Genomic DNA, 16,060 nt, shown 5'->3' with positions numbered 1-16,060 from the left:
ATGTTAACTTATTTTTGGGAGCAAGAGCTTATTCATTACCCTGATAAAGAACCGGTTAGTTGGCAAGAGGCGATTCAGGAAAGTTGTTTGATTTTACTCCAAAAACACATCATCGATCAGAGTTATGTCGATGAGATTATTCAGTGTGTCGAAACGTTTGGACCTTATATCATCATTGCTCCTGAAGTAGCCATGCCACATTCATCAGAGGAAAGCGCAGGCGTTTTTGGAACGGCCATTTCTTTTACAAAATTTAAGCAATCTGTCACTTTTACTGGCGATCAAGAAGCAAAAACAGCAACATTATTTTTTACATTGGCAGCCCAAAATCCCGCCGAACATCTGGAAAATATTCAGCAATTGATGGATTTATTGATGACGGATGGCGTGATTGCTGACTTGTTAGAAACAAACACGCTAATGGATTTTAAAGAAGTTATGGAGAAATATCAATTATAGGGGGAAAAATCAATGGGGGAGTTCTTGTTAAATAGTTGGACTTATTTTGCTACGAACGTTTTAACACAGCCAGCATATTTGATTGGTTTCATCGTGTTATTAGGTTATCTCTTGTTACGGAGGCCCTTTTATGAATGTTTAGCAGGTTTTCTGAAAGCGACAGTTGGTTATTTTATTTTGAGTGTTGGTTCTGGTGGTTTGGTTAATAATTTTCGCCCTATTCTAGTAGGCTTGAAAGAGCGATTTAATTTACAGGCGATGGTTACCGATCCATATTTCGGGCAAAATGCAGTCGATGCAGGATTGATGAAAACCTTTGGACGAACCTTTGGTGATGTGATGATTTTGTTATTGATCGCATTTATTATGAATATTTTGTTGGTTCGTTTTCAAAAATATACAAAATTGAGAGCCGTTTTTACAACAGGGAATGTTCAGATTCAACAAGCAGCTACCGCTTTCTGGATTTTACTCTTTTGTTTTCCTAACTTAGGTAGAATCGAAGTGCTAATTTTTATGGGCTTAATTCTTGGGTGTTATTGGGCAGTTGCTTCAAATTTAACGGTAGGGATTACGCAGGAATTAACAGAAGGTGCTGGTTTTGCGGTAGCCCATCAACAAATGTTTGGCATATTTATTTTTGCAAAATTAGCAGAATGGTTGAAAAAACGTGATCAAAAGAAACATCGTTCAGAGAAGGTCGATAAAAAATTGGAAGATATTGAATTACCAGGATTTCTATCCATTTTTAATGAAAATATGGTTGCTACGTCCATTTTGATGCTCTTTTTCTTTGGCATTATCTTGCTTGTTTTGGGACAAGATTATTTAATTCAAGCTAAATTTATGCAAGAAGGGCAGAGTTTCTTCTTTTATATCATGACCACTTCATTAAATTTTGCTGTCTATTTAGCTATCTTACAATTAGGCGTTAGAACCTTTGTCGACGAGTTGACGCAGTCATTCCAAGGGATTTCAAATACTATTTTACCAGGCGCTGTTCCTGGGATTGATGTAGCAGCGACTTTCGGGTTTGGCTCGCCCAACGCAGTAACAATTGGGTTTCTCTTTGGCGCATTAGGCCAGTTTTTAATGATTGGCTTACTGATTCTATTAAAGTCTCCGACAATCGTTATTGCGGGTTTTATCCCATTGTTTTTTGATAACGCTGTCATAGCTGTTTATGCAAATAATCGTGGCGGAGTAAAAGCTGCTTGTTTATTCCCCTTCCTTTCAGGTTTAATCCAAGTAGGTGGCTCAGCTTTATTTGCTACATGGATTGGATTATCTCAATATGGTGGTTATTTGGGCATGTTCGATTGGGCGACAGCTTGGCCGTTATTTACAATTATTATGAAAGTTCTAGGCTATGTTGGCGTAGCAGTAGTGGTGGTTGGGTTACTAATAATTCCGCAACTTCAGTATCGGAAAAATCCAGAAGGTTACTTTATGATTGTCAATGATTATGAACAATATACTAAAAAATTTCAAGAGAATTAAAGGAGGAATTTAAAATGAGAATACTTGTTTCCTGTGCCAATGGTTCTGGCACGAGTCTAATGATGATGCGGAGTGTTGAAAAAGCAATGAAAGAATTAGGTGTACCGATTACAAAAATTCATCATTGCGCCATTTCAGAAGGGAAAAGCTCTGCTAGCCAATACGACGTTGTTTTTACTCCAGTCAATTTTTTACAAATGTTTCAGCAAGCAGAAAAACGCGGAGTCACAGTGATTGGCATTAAAAATGTAATGTCTGCAAAAGAAATTCAAGAAAAATATATGGCTTCAGATCGTTATCAAAAATCTGAATAAAAGGATGGGAAAGATGAAAAGACCAAACTTACAAATCGCTTTAGATCATAATAGATTAGAAGACGCTTTAGCAGATTGTATGAAAGTCGGAGAAATTGTCGATATTATCGAAGTTGGCACTATTTTGTGTTTACAAGAAGGCCAAAAAGCAATTCGTTGTTTAAAACGCATGTTTCCTAATAAAACGATTGTTGCTGATACAAAATGTGCTGATGCGGGCGGTACAGTTGCTCGTAATGTCGCACAAGCAGGCGCTGATTTCATGACGGTCATTTGTTGCGCCACCTTACCAACGATGGCTGCAGCTCAAAAAGAAGTCCGAGAATTACAAGTAGAACTATATGGAAATTGGACAATGCAACAAGCTCGACAATGGCGAGAATTAGGGATTAATCAGGTGATTTATCATCAAAGTAGAGATGCTCTTTTAGCTGGCGGCAGTTGGGGAGAGAAAGATTTGAATAAAGTTCAAGAACTAATTGACTTAGGCTTTGAAGTGTCCGTCACAGGTGGTTTAACTGTCGAAACGCTTGAATTGTTTCAAACAATGGCAGTTGCAACATTTATTGCGGGCCGTGGGATTACTGAATCAAAAAATCCTGAACAAGCAGCCAAAGATTTTCAAAAAAAAATCGATCAGATTTGGAAGTGATAAAATGGCACGAATTGGACTGTATGAAAAAGCACTCCCGCAAAATTTAACTTGGGCAGAACGATTCACATGGGCCAAAAAGTTAGGGTTTGATTTTTTAGAAATGTCAATTGATGAATCCGATGAACGTTTAGCACGATTGGCTTGGACACCAAGCCAGTTACAAGAACTTTCTCAATTAATGGTGAAAGAAGATTTTTTTATCCATTCTTTGTGTTTAAGTGGTCATCGGCGGTTTCCTTTAGGCTCTTTAAATAAAGAAACACGTGAAAAAGGGCGGAAAATTTTATCTCAAGCGATTCGTTTGGCTCATCAATTAAACATACGGGTAATTCAAATTGCTGGCTATGATGTCTTTTACGAAGAAAAAACTGCCGAAACAAGGGAATTTTTTCTTCAAGGTCTGAAAAAGGGCGTTGAGGAAGCTGCACAATACGGTGTCATTCTGGCTGTTGAGATTATGGATGACCCTTTTATGAATAGCATACAAAAATTTCTAGAAATTAAGGAACAAATTCCGTCTCCTTTTTTGCATGTTTATCCTGATTTAGGTAATTTGTCTGCTTGGCCGGAAAATAATCCGGCGGTTGAGCTTGAAAAGGGAATTGCTGAAATCGCTGCTATTCACTTAAAAGATACCTTCGCTGTAACAGACACATTTGAAGGGAAGTTTCGGGAAGTTACTTTTGGAGAAGGCTGTGTTGATTTTACAGGCTTATTGAAAACACTCAAGCGGTTAAACTATAGTGGTCCTTTTTTAATTGAAATGTGGAATGAAACGGATTTGAATTTTCAAGAAAAAATTCAAGCCGCGCAGCAGTATCTCTATCCCAAATTAGCAGAGGTGGGTTATTATGAACAATAAAGCGATCATCCAAGCAATGAAACAACGTGTTTATGAAGCGAATCTGGCTTTGCCAAAACTGGGCTTAGTCAAATTAACGTGGGGCAATGTTAGTGAAATCAATCGGTCATTAGGGATCATCGTAATTAAACCAAGCGGCGTCAAGTATCAAGAAATGACCAAGGAACAGATGGTAGTGACTGATTTAAACGGACAACTATTAGAAACCAATGCATTAAAGCCGTCTTCTGATTTACCCACGCATCTTTATCTTTATCAAAAAATGCCAGAAATTGGAGCGATTGCGCACACGCACTCCCTGAATAGTGTTACGTGGGCTCAAGCAGGGCGAGCCTTACCTCCTTACGGTACCACCCATGCGGATGCTTTTTATGGCGCTGTACCTTGTACAAGAGCGCTCTCTGAAAGTGAAATTAAAGAAAACTATGAAGAAGAGACTGGCAAAGTCATTGTTGAAACATTTCATGAACAAGAACTAGATCCTTTAGCAGTTCCAGGAGTGCTAGTTTATGGACATGGCCCATTTACTTGGGGAATGACTCCGGAAAAAGCAGTTGAAAACAGCTTGATTTTAGATGAAATCTGTTCAATGGCACGTTTGACGGAAATAATTAACCCAGCTGTTGAACCAATTGATCATTTTTTATTGGATAAACACTATCTTAGAAAACATGGGATTTACGCTTATTATGGTCAGTGATGGCTGTGATGAAACGTGTGAAAAAGAAGGATAATTGACTGATTAATTGGTCTTTTATAAAAACTTAGTTGTCTGTTATGGGACAACTAAGTTTTTATTTTTTTAAGAAAGCGTTCTCTTTTTTTGGGGAGAATAGAACAAAACGTTAATTTTCGTTTGTTAAGTTATGAAGAATTTGCGAATTCCAAGACTTTTTCCGCAGAATTAGGTACAATAAGTTACGTGTTAAAGAATTAGAAATGGAGGCAACCCAATCATGATAGGGACTGCTGTAAAAGAATTATTATTAGAAAAACAAGAAACGTTTTTAGTACCCGCCGAAAATGTCGCCAACGTAATGTGTTTAAATCCATTAAGTCATGCGGCATTAGTCTTATCGCAAGTTCGCTATTCCAAGATTCCTGTGTTAGATAAGGGAGATCGCTTTGTTGGCTTAATCGGCTTGACAGACGTTGTAGATAAAATGTTTGATTTGACTTCAGTGGATTTTGAAAAATTGAATGAATTTACTGTGGCCGATGTAATGGAAGTCAATGTTCCTGTAATTGGTGAATCGTGGGATTTAGAAGAAGTGTTACATTTATTAGTAGATGCTTCTTTTTTACCAGTGGTTGATGATAATCAACGCTTTAAAGGTATCATTACACGCAAAGAAATTTTAAAAGCGGTCAATCATATGGCGCATGAGTTAGAAAAACATCATCTTGTTCTGCCTAAATCAGAAGAAGAAATGAAAGTAATTTAAATAAAACGCAAGAAACTCTTTACTTTTTTCTCATAAATGCGTTATTCTGTATGATAACACGAAGTAAAGGAGTGCTGTGATTGGACGCATATGAGATTATTCAGTATATTGGCGATGCCAAAAAGCAAACGCCTGTTAAAGTAACACTGAAAGGGCAATTAAAAGAAGTCACGTTTCCGGAAACAATTAAGGTCTTTAATAATTGTAAAACTGGGACATTGTTTGGCGATTGGGCTGACGTAAAACCTTTTTTAGAAGCAAACAAAGAAAAAATTGAGGATTATGTTGTAGAAAATGATGCACGTAACTCAGCAATTCCTTTTCTTGATCTGAAAGACATTAATGCTCGGATTGAACCAGGTGCTTTGATTCGCGAAAAAGTTGAAATTGGCGATCAAGCGGTGATTATGATGGGGGCTATTCTAAATATTGGCGCCGTCGTTGGTACAGGGACTATGATTGATATGGGCGCTGTTTTAGGCGGTCGTGCAACTGTAGGGAAGCATTGTCATATTGGCGCAGGAACGGTTTTAGCTGGTGTCATTGAACCACCAAGTGCCGCACCTGTGGTTATTGAAAACGAGGTTGTCATTGGAGCGAATGCGGTTGTACTAGAAGGGGTTCGTGTTGGTGAAGGTGCCGTTGTGGCTGCTGGGGCAGTAGTTGTGGAAGACGTTCCAGCGCACACCGTTGTCGCAGGCGTGCCAGCAAAAGTAATTAAACAAATTGATGATAAAACCAAGAGTAAAACAGAGATTTTAGAAGAATTACGTAAACTCTAAAAATAAATTAGTCAGTCGCGATGAAGAAACTTCTTCATGGCGGCTTTCGATTACCCCAAAAATGAAGGAGTGGCTTTTGTGGAGCAAGAAGAATTAATTGCGATTAGACGGCAACTACATCAAATACCTGAAATCGGTCTAGAAGAAAAGGAAACACAAGCCTTTTTACTTAATGAAATTGATAAAATGAAGCAACCTTATCTGCAAGTTCGAACATGGCAAACGGGGATTTTAGTCTTCATAGAAGGCAAAAATCCTCAGAAAACCATCGGCTGGCGTGCTGATATTGATGGTTTGCCTATTCAAGAGGAAGTGGTTTCTGCTTTTCAATCAAAACGACCAGGGTTTATGCATGCCTGTGGGCACGATTTTCACATGACAATCGGCTTAGGGGTTTTGAAAGAATTAAGTCAACAGCAACCAGACAATAACTTTTTATTTTTGTTTCAACCTGCTGAAGAAAATGAAGCAGGGGGGATGTTGATGTATGAAGATCACGCGTTTGGTGAGTGGTTACCTGATGAATTTTATGCGCTTCATGTTAATCCTGATTTGCCAGTCGGAACTATTAGTACCAGAGTAGGGACATTGTTTGCTGCCACTTGTGAAGTGAACATTACCTTAAAAGGGAAAGGTGGACATGCGGCTTTTCCGCATCAAGCGAATGATATGGTCTTAGCGGCCACCAATTTAATTCAGCAAGCGCAAACGATCGTTAGTCGAAATGTTGATCCTGTGGTTGGGGCAGTCGTTACTTTTGGGACTTTTCATGCAGGGACTGCTTGCAATGTGATTGCCGAAGAAGCAACTTTATCTGGTACAATTCGCACATTGACAGCAGAAACTAATGAACAAACGCAGCGAAGAATTCGCGAAATTAGTGAAGGTATTGCGCAATCTTTTCAATGTGAAGTAACTGTTTATCTTGATCAAAAAGGGTATTTACCTGTAGTGAATGAGCCAGCATGTACCACGAATTTTATTGAATACATGAGCAAACAAGCAACAGTTCAATTTCAACAAGCACCGGTTGCAATGACAGGTGAAGATTTTGGCTATCTATTGTCTAAAGTCCCAGGCACGATGTTTTGGTTAGGCGTGGCAAGTCCTTATAGCCTTCATTCTGCCAAGTTTGAACCCAACGAAGAGGCGTTATTGTTTGGAGTGAAGGCAGTTAGTGGGTTTTTAAAATCATTGGACAATTAGAAAAACAGCCACCAGATAACTAATAAGTATCTGGTGGCTGTTTTTTATTTTGCAATAATGGGCGTATTGGGAATCGTAAAGTCGGCCTCTGTTAATGCTTTGATATATTGAGCTAGAAATTCTTCTTTGACCGCAAATTGTTTGCCGTTTAGTACATACATGGTCGTTCGTACCGCAAAGTTGCCATTGCCTAAATCGACCATACCAAAAATATCTGGCCCAGTTTGAATACTTTCGATATACTTTTCTTTTAACGTTTCATTGACTTCTGTAATCACTTCACAAATTTTTTCATAACCTTCTTCAGGATTGATGCGGACATCAATTAACACTTGCATATTGGCACGAGACAGGTTACTGATTGTGGTGATGTTTCGGTTTGGAATAAAATGAACAGTTCCATCAACCGCTTTAATTTGAGTGGTTCGTAATCCGACAGAAGTAACAGTTCCTTCAATATTTAACGCCAATAAGCGAATATAATCGCCTACATCCATTTGTTGTTCTAAAATAATGAAAAATCCGGTAATTAAGTCATTCATGAATCCTTGAGCCCCTAAACCAATGGCAACACCGGCAATTCCCGCTCCAGCTAATAATGAGCCAACAGGCACACCGACAATGGTCAAAAGAGAATAGATGAAGAAAAAGAACAGCGTATATTGAAATGCATTAATGATTAAAGTGTGTAACGTTTTTAAACGGCTTTCACTAAAATGTTGCTTTTTACTATAATTTGCATAGGTGCGATCAATTAAATATTTCCCGATTCGCTGAATGATAAAAAATAGAAAAATTAAAAATAAAATTGATAAACTTTTTTCAATTAAGGTAGCGACAATGGCATCCCAATTAATATTGTTCCAAAAGCGTTGTAGCGCGCTCACTTTTTTTACGGTCGCTTCTGCTAAATCAGGAGCAGAAGAATCGACTGTTTCAGTACTGGCTAAACCAAGTATCAACATAAAAATCCAACTTTCTCTAAAATTTCTTCTTTTAGTATACTAAATCTCTCGGCGAAAGGGGAAGAAAATAGAAAGTTTTTTTAAAGACTTAACATGTTTTTTTAGGAATGTTATAATTTTGTAAATAAATAATATATTTTATAATTTTGTTAAAGGTTGTGAGTGCTGCGTGAAAGTTTCAATTGAATGGGCAAAAAATGATTTACTTTCTAAATTACCTGTAACAATTTTTATTGATGAACGATGTGCCACTCGCTTGACGGCTGACAAGCGACGAACATTCATCTTCCATAATCCAGTCGCTTTACGATTAGGGAGTCGTTTTTTTAGTAGTCAGATAATCGAAATTGCAGAATCATGTACATTGAAAGTTTCCTTTAATTGGTCCTGTGTTTATCTCTTTTGTATCTGGTTACTTGCAGTTAAACTGTGGATTGGAAGCGTTAGCGGTCGAACAATTGTAGTTGTGGCACTAATCGGAGTGCTGACCTATTGGCGTCGTTATTTATTAAAAATAAAGAAAATGACCTGACGAGTCGTGATTGTTTCGTGAAAGAAGAATGCGTAGTATACTAAAAGTAATGAAAATGAAGGGACTGAAGAAACACATGACTTTGGATAAAACAAAAAAATTAGCAAACGGCAATGAAATGCCACGCCTAGGTTTAGGTGTTTGGCGTGTAGAAGATGGCTCAGAAGCAACAAATTCAGTAAAATGGGCTTTAAAAGCGGGTTATCGCTTGATTGATACGGCAGCCGTTTATAAAAACGAAGCAGGGGTGGGCGAAGGCATTCGTCAATCGGGTATTCCCCGCGAAGAAATTTTCGTGACGACGAAATTATGGAATGAAGATCAAGGCTATGAAAATGCGATTAAAGCATTTGATAAAAGCTTAGAAAAATTAGGGCTAGACTATGTTGATTTATATTTAATTCACTGGCCTGTTGCTGGTAAATATAAAGAATCATGGAAAGCATTAGAAGAAATTTACGCAAGTGGTCGTGCCAAAGCAATTGGCGTTTCCAATTTTCATCAACATCATTTGGAAGATTTATTAACAGAAGCAAATGTTGTGCCAATGGTGGATCAAATTGAATTACATCCTACGTTAACACAAGAACCGCTACGAAAATATTTAGCCGAAAATAAGATTGCCGTGGAGGCTTGGTCTCCTCTAGGACAAGGTAATTTATTATCTGAACCAGTACTAGTGAAAATTGGTGAAAAATATGGTAAATCAGCGGCCCAAGTGATTATTCGTTGGCACTTACAAAATGATATTATCGTGATTCCCAAATCTGTTCACGAAAAAAGAATTCAGGAAAATTTTGCTGTCTTTGATTTTGAATTAACGCCAGAAGAAATAACCGCAATTAATCAGTTAAATAAGGATCATCGTTTTGGTGCAGATCCAGATAATTTTGATTTTTAAGTATGATAGCAAGTAAAAACGGAGGGGCGAAAGACGTCCCTCCGTTTTTACTATAATTTTTGAACAAAGTAGTTAAAGAGTGCTTGGGATTTGGCATCACGTGCGTACATTAGTTCAGGATGCCATTGAACAGCTAATAAAGGCTGCTGTTCATTTGTTGATTCCACTGCTTCTGCAAGGCCATCAGAGGACCAAGCAGTAACGCGTAAATCTTTTCCTAAAGTATGTAGTGCTTGGTGATGGTACGAGTTGACTTGACCAGTTGTACCATATATGTTTGATAATTGACTGTCTGGTTCAACATCAATACGATGCGTCGCAAAGATTGGTTGAGTGGGTTGTTGTCCGTGCTTAACTGACCATTGAGGATACATCGATAAATCTTGATATAATGTGCCACCTAAAGCAACATTGACTAATTGCATTCCACGACAAACCGCAAAAATAGGTTTGTTTTGTTTTAAGGCTTCTTCAATTAGGGCTAACTCAAACTCGTCACGATCACGATTCGTTTCTTCTAATTTTATATGGGGTTGTTGTCCGTAAAATTCAGGGGCAACATCTTGACCGCCTGCTAAAAGTAGTTTATCAATTTGTTGTATATACGTAGCGGCTAATTCTTTGGGGCCAATTGGCAAAACGAGAGGAACGCCACCTGCGGCTTGAACAGCGCTGACAAAACCTTGTGGGGTGTACGTCACTTGGTTACCGTGAAACACTTCAGCTGCCTGCAAAAGTTGATTGCCAGCGATTCCAATAATTTTTTTTGTCATAATAACATCACATCCTCAATAAATTCATACGTTCTATTGTAGCACTTTTTTTGAAAAAAGTGTTTGAGAAGAAGTCGAGACAAGTTTTGTCTCGGACAGCTCTCAAACACAAAAAGCTCAGTAAGTGAACAAGTGAAACTTTTTAACGTTCACGAATGACTTCGATTTTATAACCATCTGGGTCGACAACAAAGTAATAAGATGGTGCAGTTCCAGGTAAGCCTTTTAAGTCAGTGACAGTAAAGCCAGCCGCTTGATGTTTTTCGTGTAATCCTTCTAAATCATCTGTACTGATGGCGATATGACCATAACCGTTTCCTAAATCGTATGCTTCATGATCATAATTATAAGTTAGTTCTAGTTCGTAGTCGTCTCCTGGTAAAGTTAAATAAACCAAAGTAAATTTATTTTCTGGAAAATCACGACGGCGACTTTCTTCAAAATTGAAGGCTTTTTGATAGAAATCTAATGATGCCTCTAAATCTTTTACACGCACACATGTATGAGCCATTTTCATAGTTAAAAACTCCCTTTCAAACTTAATTATATTTCCAACGTTAATAGTAGCATAGATAAACGTGAAATGTAGAGAAAAACGCTTGGTTTCTGACTTGTTCTAAAGGAATTTCTCAGGTAAAATAGATGAAAAGAGAAGAGGTGCGCCAATGAAAACGCCAACGTTTGGAAAAAGAGAAGAGACATTGACCTATCAAACAAGATATGCTGCATACATTATTGTTTCAAAGTCAGAAAATAACACAATGGTTCTGGTACAAGCGCCAAATGGAGCTTATTTTTTACCAGGAGGCGAAATTGAAGGCACCGAAACGAAAGAAGAAGCGATCCATCGAGAAGTGCTAGAAGAATTAGGAATTAGTGTAGAAATTGGCTGTTATTTAGGGGAAGCTGATGAATATTTTTATTCGAACCATCGCCAAACGGCCTATTATAATCCTGGCTATTTTTATGTAGCGAATACTTGGCGGCAACTTAGCGAACCCTTAGAAAGGACCAATACTTTACACTGGGTTGCACCAGAAGAAGCAGTCCGTTTATTAAAAAGAGGAAGCCACCGCTGGGCCGTTGAAAAATGGCTAGCGGCAGCATCATAAAATAACGAATAACCCTCAATCTATGTTGATTAGATTGAGGGTTATTGTTATTGACAAGAATGTTTAAATTAAAACCATTTTTTCAATAATTTGAGCGACACCATCTTCGTCATTACTAGTGGTATGCACATCGGCAATTGTTTTAACATTTTCTGTCGCATTGCCCATCGCAACACCAATCCCAGCGTAATCAATCATGGATAAGTCATTTTCATTGTCACCAATGGCCATCACTTCGTCTTTATTTAAGCCTAAATGGTCTGCCAATTTTGCTAGAGCATTGCCTTTGCTAGCATTTTTATTCATGATTTCATAGTAAAAAGGCGTACTTTTAACAGTCGTATATTTTTCGGTAAAATGTAATGGTAATTTTGCAATGGCAGGATCTAAAATTTCCGGCTCATCAATCATCATCATTTTAATAATGTTCATCTCTGGTGTCATTTCATCCACCGTACGATATTTCAAAGGCATGTTCACTAAAGATGCTTCGTGAATCGTATATTTACCAATATTGCGATTGGCAGTGTAAATAGCGGAATCATCAATTGTGTGCAAGTGAGCGCCGACTTTACGAGAATACATTTCAATTTCTAAAAAATCCTCATAACTCAAGGTATAGCGTGAAATAATCGTATTATCTTTGGTTGCTTGGACAAGCGAACCGTTGTAGGTAATCACGAAATCATTTTCACCATATAAGGCTAATTCATCCAATTGTTCTTTCACGCCTGGCAAAGGACGGCCTGTACATAAAACAATACGAACGCCTTGATCATTTGCTTTTTGGAGCGCTTCTTTGACCCGTGGGGTAATCTTGTGTTGTGAATTTAGCAATGTTCCGTCGATATCAATAGCAACTAACTTAATTGACATAGAATCCTCCTAGAAAGCCTATTTTTTTAAAACTAACGCACCATTATGAATGTAACTTGAAAACTCACGATACGTCTCATCAAATAAATCGTAATGTTTTTTATTTCCTTGGTCAAGCATTTCTTTAGGAAAATAGAAACGTTCATCTCCTTGACTCTGACCAGCAAGTGCTGCAACTAGGGGACTGACCGTTGCCAATTCCACTAATGAGCCATCTTTTTGCATCAATTCAATTTGTGTACGATGACGGTCTTTATTTGGACGATAAAAATCGTAAGGTAAATCATAGCTTGAATTAATGGCAGTATAATATTTAGGGTTGAAACCAACTTTTTCAATCAATTCCCTTAAATAAGCAATCGTTGCTGCGCTCTCTTTTTCGTTCGTAAAGGTGGCTGACTTCAGAGGCTTACGCATAAGGAAACGTTTGGCTAAATCACCTAGAATTGAATCAGGCACATCCATCCATTGTGTAAAGTACGTAGAGAGGACGCCATCATCCAATTTTAAATATTCTTGTAAGGTGAAGTCCCCTTTAAAGAATGGTACAAGCAGAGAGGCTTGTAAATCATAGTCAAATTCAGGGTTTTCAAATAATTCTTTCGCCCGATGCAATAAATGATCAAGAATCACTTCCATCCCACGAGAAACAGGGTGGAAATAGACTTGGACATACATTTGGTAACGACTAACGATATAGTCTTCCACCGCATGCATCCCATTCATAGCAAAGGCAATGCCTCCTTTGTATGGTCGAATCACACGTAAGATTCTAGTTAAATCGAAGGTTCCGTATTCCGTCCCTGTAAAGTAAGCATCACGTAACAGATAGTCCATGCGATCGGCATCAATTTGACTAGAAATCATTTGCACCACTTGAGGATTTGGGTATTGTTTAGTAATAACGCTGGCGACTTTTTCAGGAAAATCTGCCGAAACACGGTTTAAAATTTGATAGACTTCCGTTTCTGGTGAGGTGATGATTTGGACCGTGATTGCTTCATGGTTTGTATCAAAAATATGCTCGAATGTATGTGAATAAGGACCATGACCGACATCATGTAATAAAGCTGCGCAAAGTGTAATCAGGCGCTCGTCGTCATTCCAGCCGTTTTCACCTAATCGTTCCACAGAGTAGTTACGTTGGAAAATCTCACAAATCCGACGTGTAATTTCGTAAACACCCAAAGAATGGGAAAAACGACTATGTTCGGCACCGTGAAACGTAAAAGAAGAAGTACCTAGTTGCTTAATGCGACGTAATCGTTGCACTTCAGCAGAATTAATAAGGTCTAAAATCACTTGATGTTGGACATGAATATAATTATGGACGGGATCACGAAAAACTTTTTCGATTGGTAATCGTTGCTCTTTATACGGAATCGTCATACGATCTCTCCTTTAATTAAGGCGTTTCGTTGCGCCATTTTTTCCAGCTGGACAGTTAAATTTGTTTGGAACCATTCTGAGGTTATAATTGGTTCGGTTAAGTTTGGATCAATAGATTTTTCAAATTGTTGAGGTAATGCTTCGATTAAACGGGTTTTTACGGCGTCTATTGTTAATGGAGTCTCAATCAGGGTTTCTAAATTTGCCATCACTGCTGGATCAACGGGTGGATAGCCATTTTCACCAAATTGTTCTTGTAACCCAGCAAGGTAAAAGTCTCGAACCACTTCTCCACGAGCAAGTTGATTGCCGTTAACGCTGATGTAAATCATGACAGAAATACCGTCTTTGACGCGTCGTTGGGCAATCCCAGCAAACTTTTGACCGCCAATACTTAAATCATAAGTACCGGGACAATAGGATGTAGTAATTTCAAAGGCGTCAATCTCTTTCTCCGGAAAACTCTGACGGAGCCAAGCCCACATTAATTCATAAGCCGCATCGATACTTAATTTGTGTTCAGAATTATTTGGTAAAATAAGTGAAACATTTAAAATACCCGAATCGGCAATCACCCCTAAACCGCCGGCATTGCGAACGACTACAGAATAATCGTTTTCTTGCAGAGAAGTGATGCCTTCTTTTAGATGTGGTACACGGGTATCTTTCATGCCAAGAATCATTGCTTGATCCAATTGCCAGAAATGAATGATTGGTTGGTGCTGCATTCCTGAAAAAGTAGTTAAAACATCGGTCAAGGCAAAAGGTAAAAAATAGTCACTGTTTGTTAAACAACCTGAATCAAGGAGCATAAATGATTCGGTGTGAAGGGGAAAAGTTGTGCTCATAAAAAACGTCCTGTCTATTTATAATTACGTCATTTAATACGTTTATTTTCTTACTCTCTCTTATATTATATACAAAAAACGCAAAAAAGCATGTTATATAAACGAATTCTGAAGGAATTCTCTAAAATAGTAAACGGTTTTCTTATTAAATAGATGAAACAAATGCTTGCAACCCGTGAAAAGAGCTTATACAATAAGAAAAGGTACATAAACAAGGAAAAATTGACTTTAGTTGACAAATATATTGAAAAAGTCAACAATAAGAAAGTTATATTTTGGAAAAGGAGTGACCATTATGGATTTATCAACAGGCGTTCCTGTATCGATTCAACTAAAAACGATTGTCCAACAAGGCAACGAACAAAAAGATTTTTTCTTTGATTTAGAAGGTCAATTAGTAAAAATGGGTGATACATTATACATTCGTTACAAAGAAGAATTATTAGAGGATACAGAGCCAACCCCCGTAACCATTAAAATTGAACCAGACGGGCATGTTCAGTTGATTCGTGCCGGTGAATTACGGATGCGTTTAAGATTTGGCTATCAGGAAAAATTAGATACAAGTTATCGAACCCCTTATGGCTTGCTACAGATTAGTACGTTTACACATAATTTGCGTGTTAGTTTAAAAGATCAACCAATGTCTGGTAAGATTTTAGTTGATTATGATTTATACTCTCAAACAGAGCGAATCGGAGAATATCATTTAGAATTAGAATTTACTGCATAAATATTGCAGAATAGAATTGATTTTTTTTCAATGTTTTTGTATGATAAGGAGTAGACTGTGAAAGGACGTGTACCTCTTGGAAATTAATGTATTTGAAGGGTTAAACAAAAAAGAATTATCCATGATTGAAGTAGCACACGCTATTTTAGAACAACATGCAGATGTAATGGATTTTTCTGATTTAGTTAACCAAATCCAAAATTATCTTGGCAAGTCTGATAGTGAAATTCGTGACCAATTAGCACAATTTTATACAGATTTAAACATCGACGGTAGCTTTATCTCATTGGGAGACAATCGTTGGGGCTTACGTTCATGGTATCCAATCGATTCAATCGATGAAGAAGTTACACATGGCTTGGAAGAAGACGAAGAAGATGCACCACGTCGTAGAAAACGTAAAAAAGTAAATGCCTTCATCACTAATCCAAACGATGAAGATGTAATTGACTATAACGATGACGATCCAGAAGATGCTGAATTAACAAATGATGATGAAGAAGACATCTTGTACGATGATGAAGAAGATGAAGATGAAGAAATCAAAGCATACAACTCTGACTTACAAGAGATTGGTGCAGATTCAGACGATGATGAAGAAGATATTCCGCAAATCGAAGAAGATTTAACGATCATTGATGACGATGATGTTGAAGATGAAGACGATTTTGATGACGAATATTCTGAAGAGTAAGAAACCAAAAAGCT

20 protein-coding genes are annotated in these 16,060 nt (G+C 37.7%); 14 read left to right on the top strand and 6 right to left on the bottom strand.

Annotation, left to right across the window (positions count from 1 at the left end):
- The 9 genes from IGI97_RS09350 (at position 1) to IGI97_RS09310 (ending at position 7,223) form a co-directional block, all read left to right on the top strand.
- The gene (locus IGI97_RS09350; RefSeq protein ID WP_438738491.1) at positions 1-459 is read left to right on the top strand and encodes a PTS sugar transporter subunit IIA; all 459 of its coding nucleotides are present in this window, start codon (positions 1-3) and stop codon (positions 457-459) included.
- 12 nt (positions 460-471) lie between these two features.
- Positions 472-1,959, top strand: a complete 1,488-nt coding sequence (locus IGI97_RS09345) for a PTS ascorbate transporter subunit IIC (protein WP_002394985.1) — start codon at positions 472-474, stop codon at positions 1,957-1,959.
- Positions 1,960-1,973: 14 nt separating this feature from the next.
- On the top strand, positions 1,974-2,273 hold the full coding sequence (locus tag IGI97_RS09340) for a PTS sugar transporter subunit IIB (RefSeq protein WP_002358018.1): 300 nt from the start codon (positions 1,974-1,976) through the stop codon (positions 2,271-2,273).
- A 13-nt stretch (positions 2,274-2,286) separates the two neighbouring features.
- Complete coding sequence (locus IGI97_RS09335) at positions 2,287-2,925, top strand: 3-keto-L-gulonate-6-phosphate decarboxylase UlaD (RefSeq protein WP_010716941.1); 639 nt, start codon at positions 2,287-2,289, stop codon at positions 2,923-2,925.
- Between the two features lie 4 nt (positions 2,926-2,929).
- A complete protein-coding gene (locus IGI97_RS09330; RefSeq protein WP_010777536.1) occupies positions 2,930-3,790 on the top strand; it encodes an L-ribulose-5-phosphate 3-epimerase in 861 nt (286 codons plus the stop codon).
- A complete protein-coding gene (locus tag IGI97_RS09325) occupies positions 3,780-4,490 on the top strand; it encodes an L-ribulose-5-phosphate 4-epimerase (RefSeq protein WP_438738488.1) in 711 nt (236 codons plus the stop codon). Before IGI97_RS09330 ends, IGI97_RS09325 begins: the two co-directional genes overlap by 11 nt.
- 256 nt (positions 4,491-4,746) lie before the next feature.
- Complete coding sequence (gene cbpB, locus IGI97_RS09320; protein WP_002358013.1) at positions 4,747-5,235, top strand: cyclic-di-AMP-binding protein CbpB; 489 nt, start codon at positions 4,747-4,749, stop codon at positions 5,233-5,235.
- A gap of 80 nt (positions 5,236-5,315) precedes the next feature.
- Positions 5,316-6,017, top strand: a complete 702-nt coding sequence (gene dapD, locus IGI97_RS09315; protein WP_202242423.1) for a 2,3,4,5-tetrahydropyridine-2,6-dicarboxylate N-acetyltransferase — start codon at positions 5,316-5,318, stop codon at positions 6,015-6,017.
- A gap of 36 nt (positions 6,018-6,053) precedes the next feature.
- Complete coding sequence (locus IGI97_RS09310) at positions 6,054-7,223, top strand: amidohydrolase (protein ID WP_202242424.1); 1,170 nt, start codon at positions 6,054-6,056, stop codon at positions 7,221-7,223.
- Between the two features lie 44 nt (positions 7,224-7,267).
- On the opposite strand, the gene IGI97_RS09305 is transcribed toward IGI97_RS09310, so the two are convergent.
- On the bottom strand, positions 7,268-8,188 hold the full coding sequence (locus IGI97_RS09305; protein WP_202242425.1) for a mechanosensitive ion channel domain-containing protein: 921 nt from the start codon (positions 8,186-8,188) through the stop codon (positions 7,268-7,270).
- A gap of 169 nt (positions 8,189-8,357) precedes the next feature.
- Here IGI97_RS09305 and IGI97_RS09300 point away from each other — a divergent pair, with 169 nt between their 5' ends.
- Together IGI97_RS09300 and IGI97_RS09295 are read left to right on the top strand one after the other, a co-directional pair.
- On the top strand, positions 8,358-8,720 hold the full coding sequence (locus IGI97_RS09300) for a hypothetical protein (protein WP_002358008.1): 363 nt from the start codon (positions 8,358-8,360) through the stop codon (positions 8,718-8,720).
- Between the two features lie 28 nt (positions 8,721-8,748).
- The gene (locus IGI97_RS09295) at positions 8,749-9,621 is read left to right on the top strand and encodes an aldo/keto reductase (RefSeq protein ID WP_002394989.1); all 873 of its coding nucleotides are present in this window, start codon (positions 8,749-8,751) and stop codon (positions 9,619-9,621) included.
- Between the two features lie 50 nt (positions 9,622-9,671).
- Here the strand turns inward: IGI97_RS09295 and IGI97_RS09290 are convergent, their stop codons facing one another.
- A complete protein-coding gene (locus tag IGI97_RS09290) occupies positions 9,672-10,394 on the bottom strand; it encodes a gamma-glutamyl-gamma-aminobutyrate hydrolase family protein (protein WP_282897286.1) in 723 nt (240 codons plus the stop codon).
- A gap of 142 nt (positions 10,395-10,536) precedes the next feature.
- Positions 10,537-10,911 (bottom strand): lactoylglutathione lyase, encoded by a 375-nt coding sequence (gloA, locus tag IGI97_RS09285; protein ID WP_002369612.1) that lies wholly within the window; start codon positions 10,909-10,911, stop codon positions 10,537-10,539.
- Between the two features lie 148 nt (positions 10,912-11,059).
- Here gloA and IGI97_RS09280 point away from each other — a divergent pair, with 148 nt between their 5' ends.
- Positions 11,060-11,506 carry an NUDIX hydrolase gene (locus IGI97_RS09280; protein WP_033595298.1) on the top strand — a complete coding sequence of 149 codons (447 nt, stop codon included), beginning with the start codon at positions 11,060-11,062 and terminating at the stop codon, positions 11,504-11,506.
- A gap of 63 nt (positions 11,507-11,569) precedes the next feature.
- On the opposite strand, the gene yidA is transcribed toward IGI97_RS09280, so the two are convergent.
- From yidA to IGI97_RS09265, 3 genes are read right to left on the bottom strand one after another with little or no spacing between them, the layout of a single operon-like run.
- Entirely contained in the window at positions 11,570-12,382 is an 813-nt protein-coding gene (gene yidA / locus IGI97_RS09275) for a sugar-phosphatase (RefSeq protein ID WP_002394991.1), read from the bottom strand.
- An 18-nt stretch (positions 12,383-12,400) separates the two neighbouring features.
- Positions 12,401-13,771: a dNTPase gene (locus IGI97_RS09270; protein WP_002357999.1), complete on the bottom strand. Its 1,371-nt coding sequence runs from the start codon at positions 13,769-13,771 to the stop codon at positions 12,401-12,403.
- The gene (locus IGI97_RS09265) at positions 13,768-14,583 is read right to left on the bottom strand and encodes a lipoate--protein ligase family protein (RefSeq protein ID WP_016629983.1); all 816 of its coding nucleotides are present in this window, start codon (positions 14,581-14,583) and stop codon (positions 13,768-13,770) included. The genes IGI97_RS09270 and IGI97_RS09265 overlap by 4 nt, the downstream gene beginning before the upstream one ends.
- A 331-nt stretch (positions 14,584-14,914) precedes the next feature.
- On the opposite strand from IGI97_RS09265, the gene IGI97_RS09260 reads away from it, so the two are divergent.
- Together IGI97_RS09260 and rpoE are read left to right on the top strand one after the other, a co-directional pair.
- Complete coding sequence (locus IGI97_RS09260; protein ID WP_002382132.1) at positions 14,915-15,352, top strand: DUF1934 domain-containing protein; 438 nt, start codon at positions 14,915-14,917, stop codon at positions 15,350-15,352.
- Between the two features lie 76 nt (positions 15,353-15,428).
- Positions 15,429-16,046 (top strand): DNA-directed RNA polymerase subunit delta, encoded by a 618-nt coding sequence (gene rpoE, locus IGI97_RS09255; RefSeq protein ID WP_002357996.1) that lies wholly within the window; start codon positions 15,429-15,431, stop codon positions 16,044-16,046.
- Positions 16,047-16,060 lie beyond the last annotated feature (14 nt).

It is taken from the genome of Enterococcus sp. DIV2419 (genome assembly GCF_051711865.1).
Taxonomy (GTDB): domain Bacteria; phylum Bacillota; class Bacilli; order Lactobacillales; family Enterococcaceae; genus Enterococcus; species Enterococcus faecalis.
The sequence above is the reverse complement of the archived record's forward strand: the minus strand, read 5'-3'. Positions and strand labels throughout refer to the sequence as shown.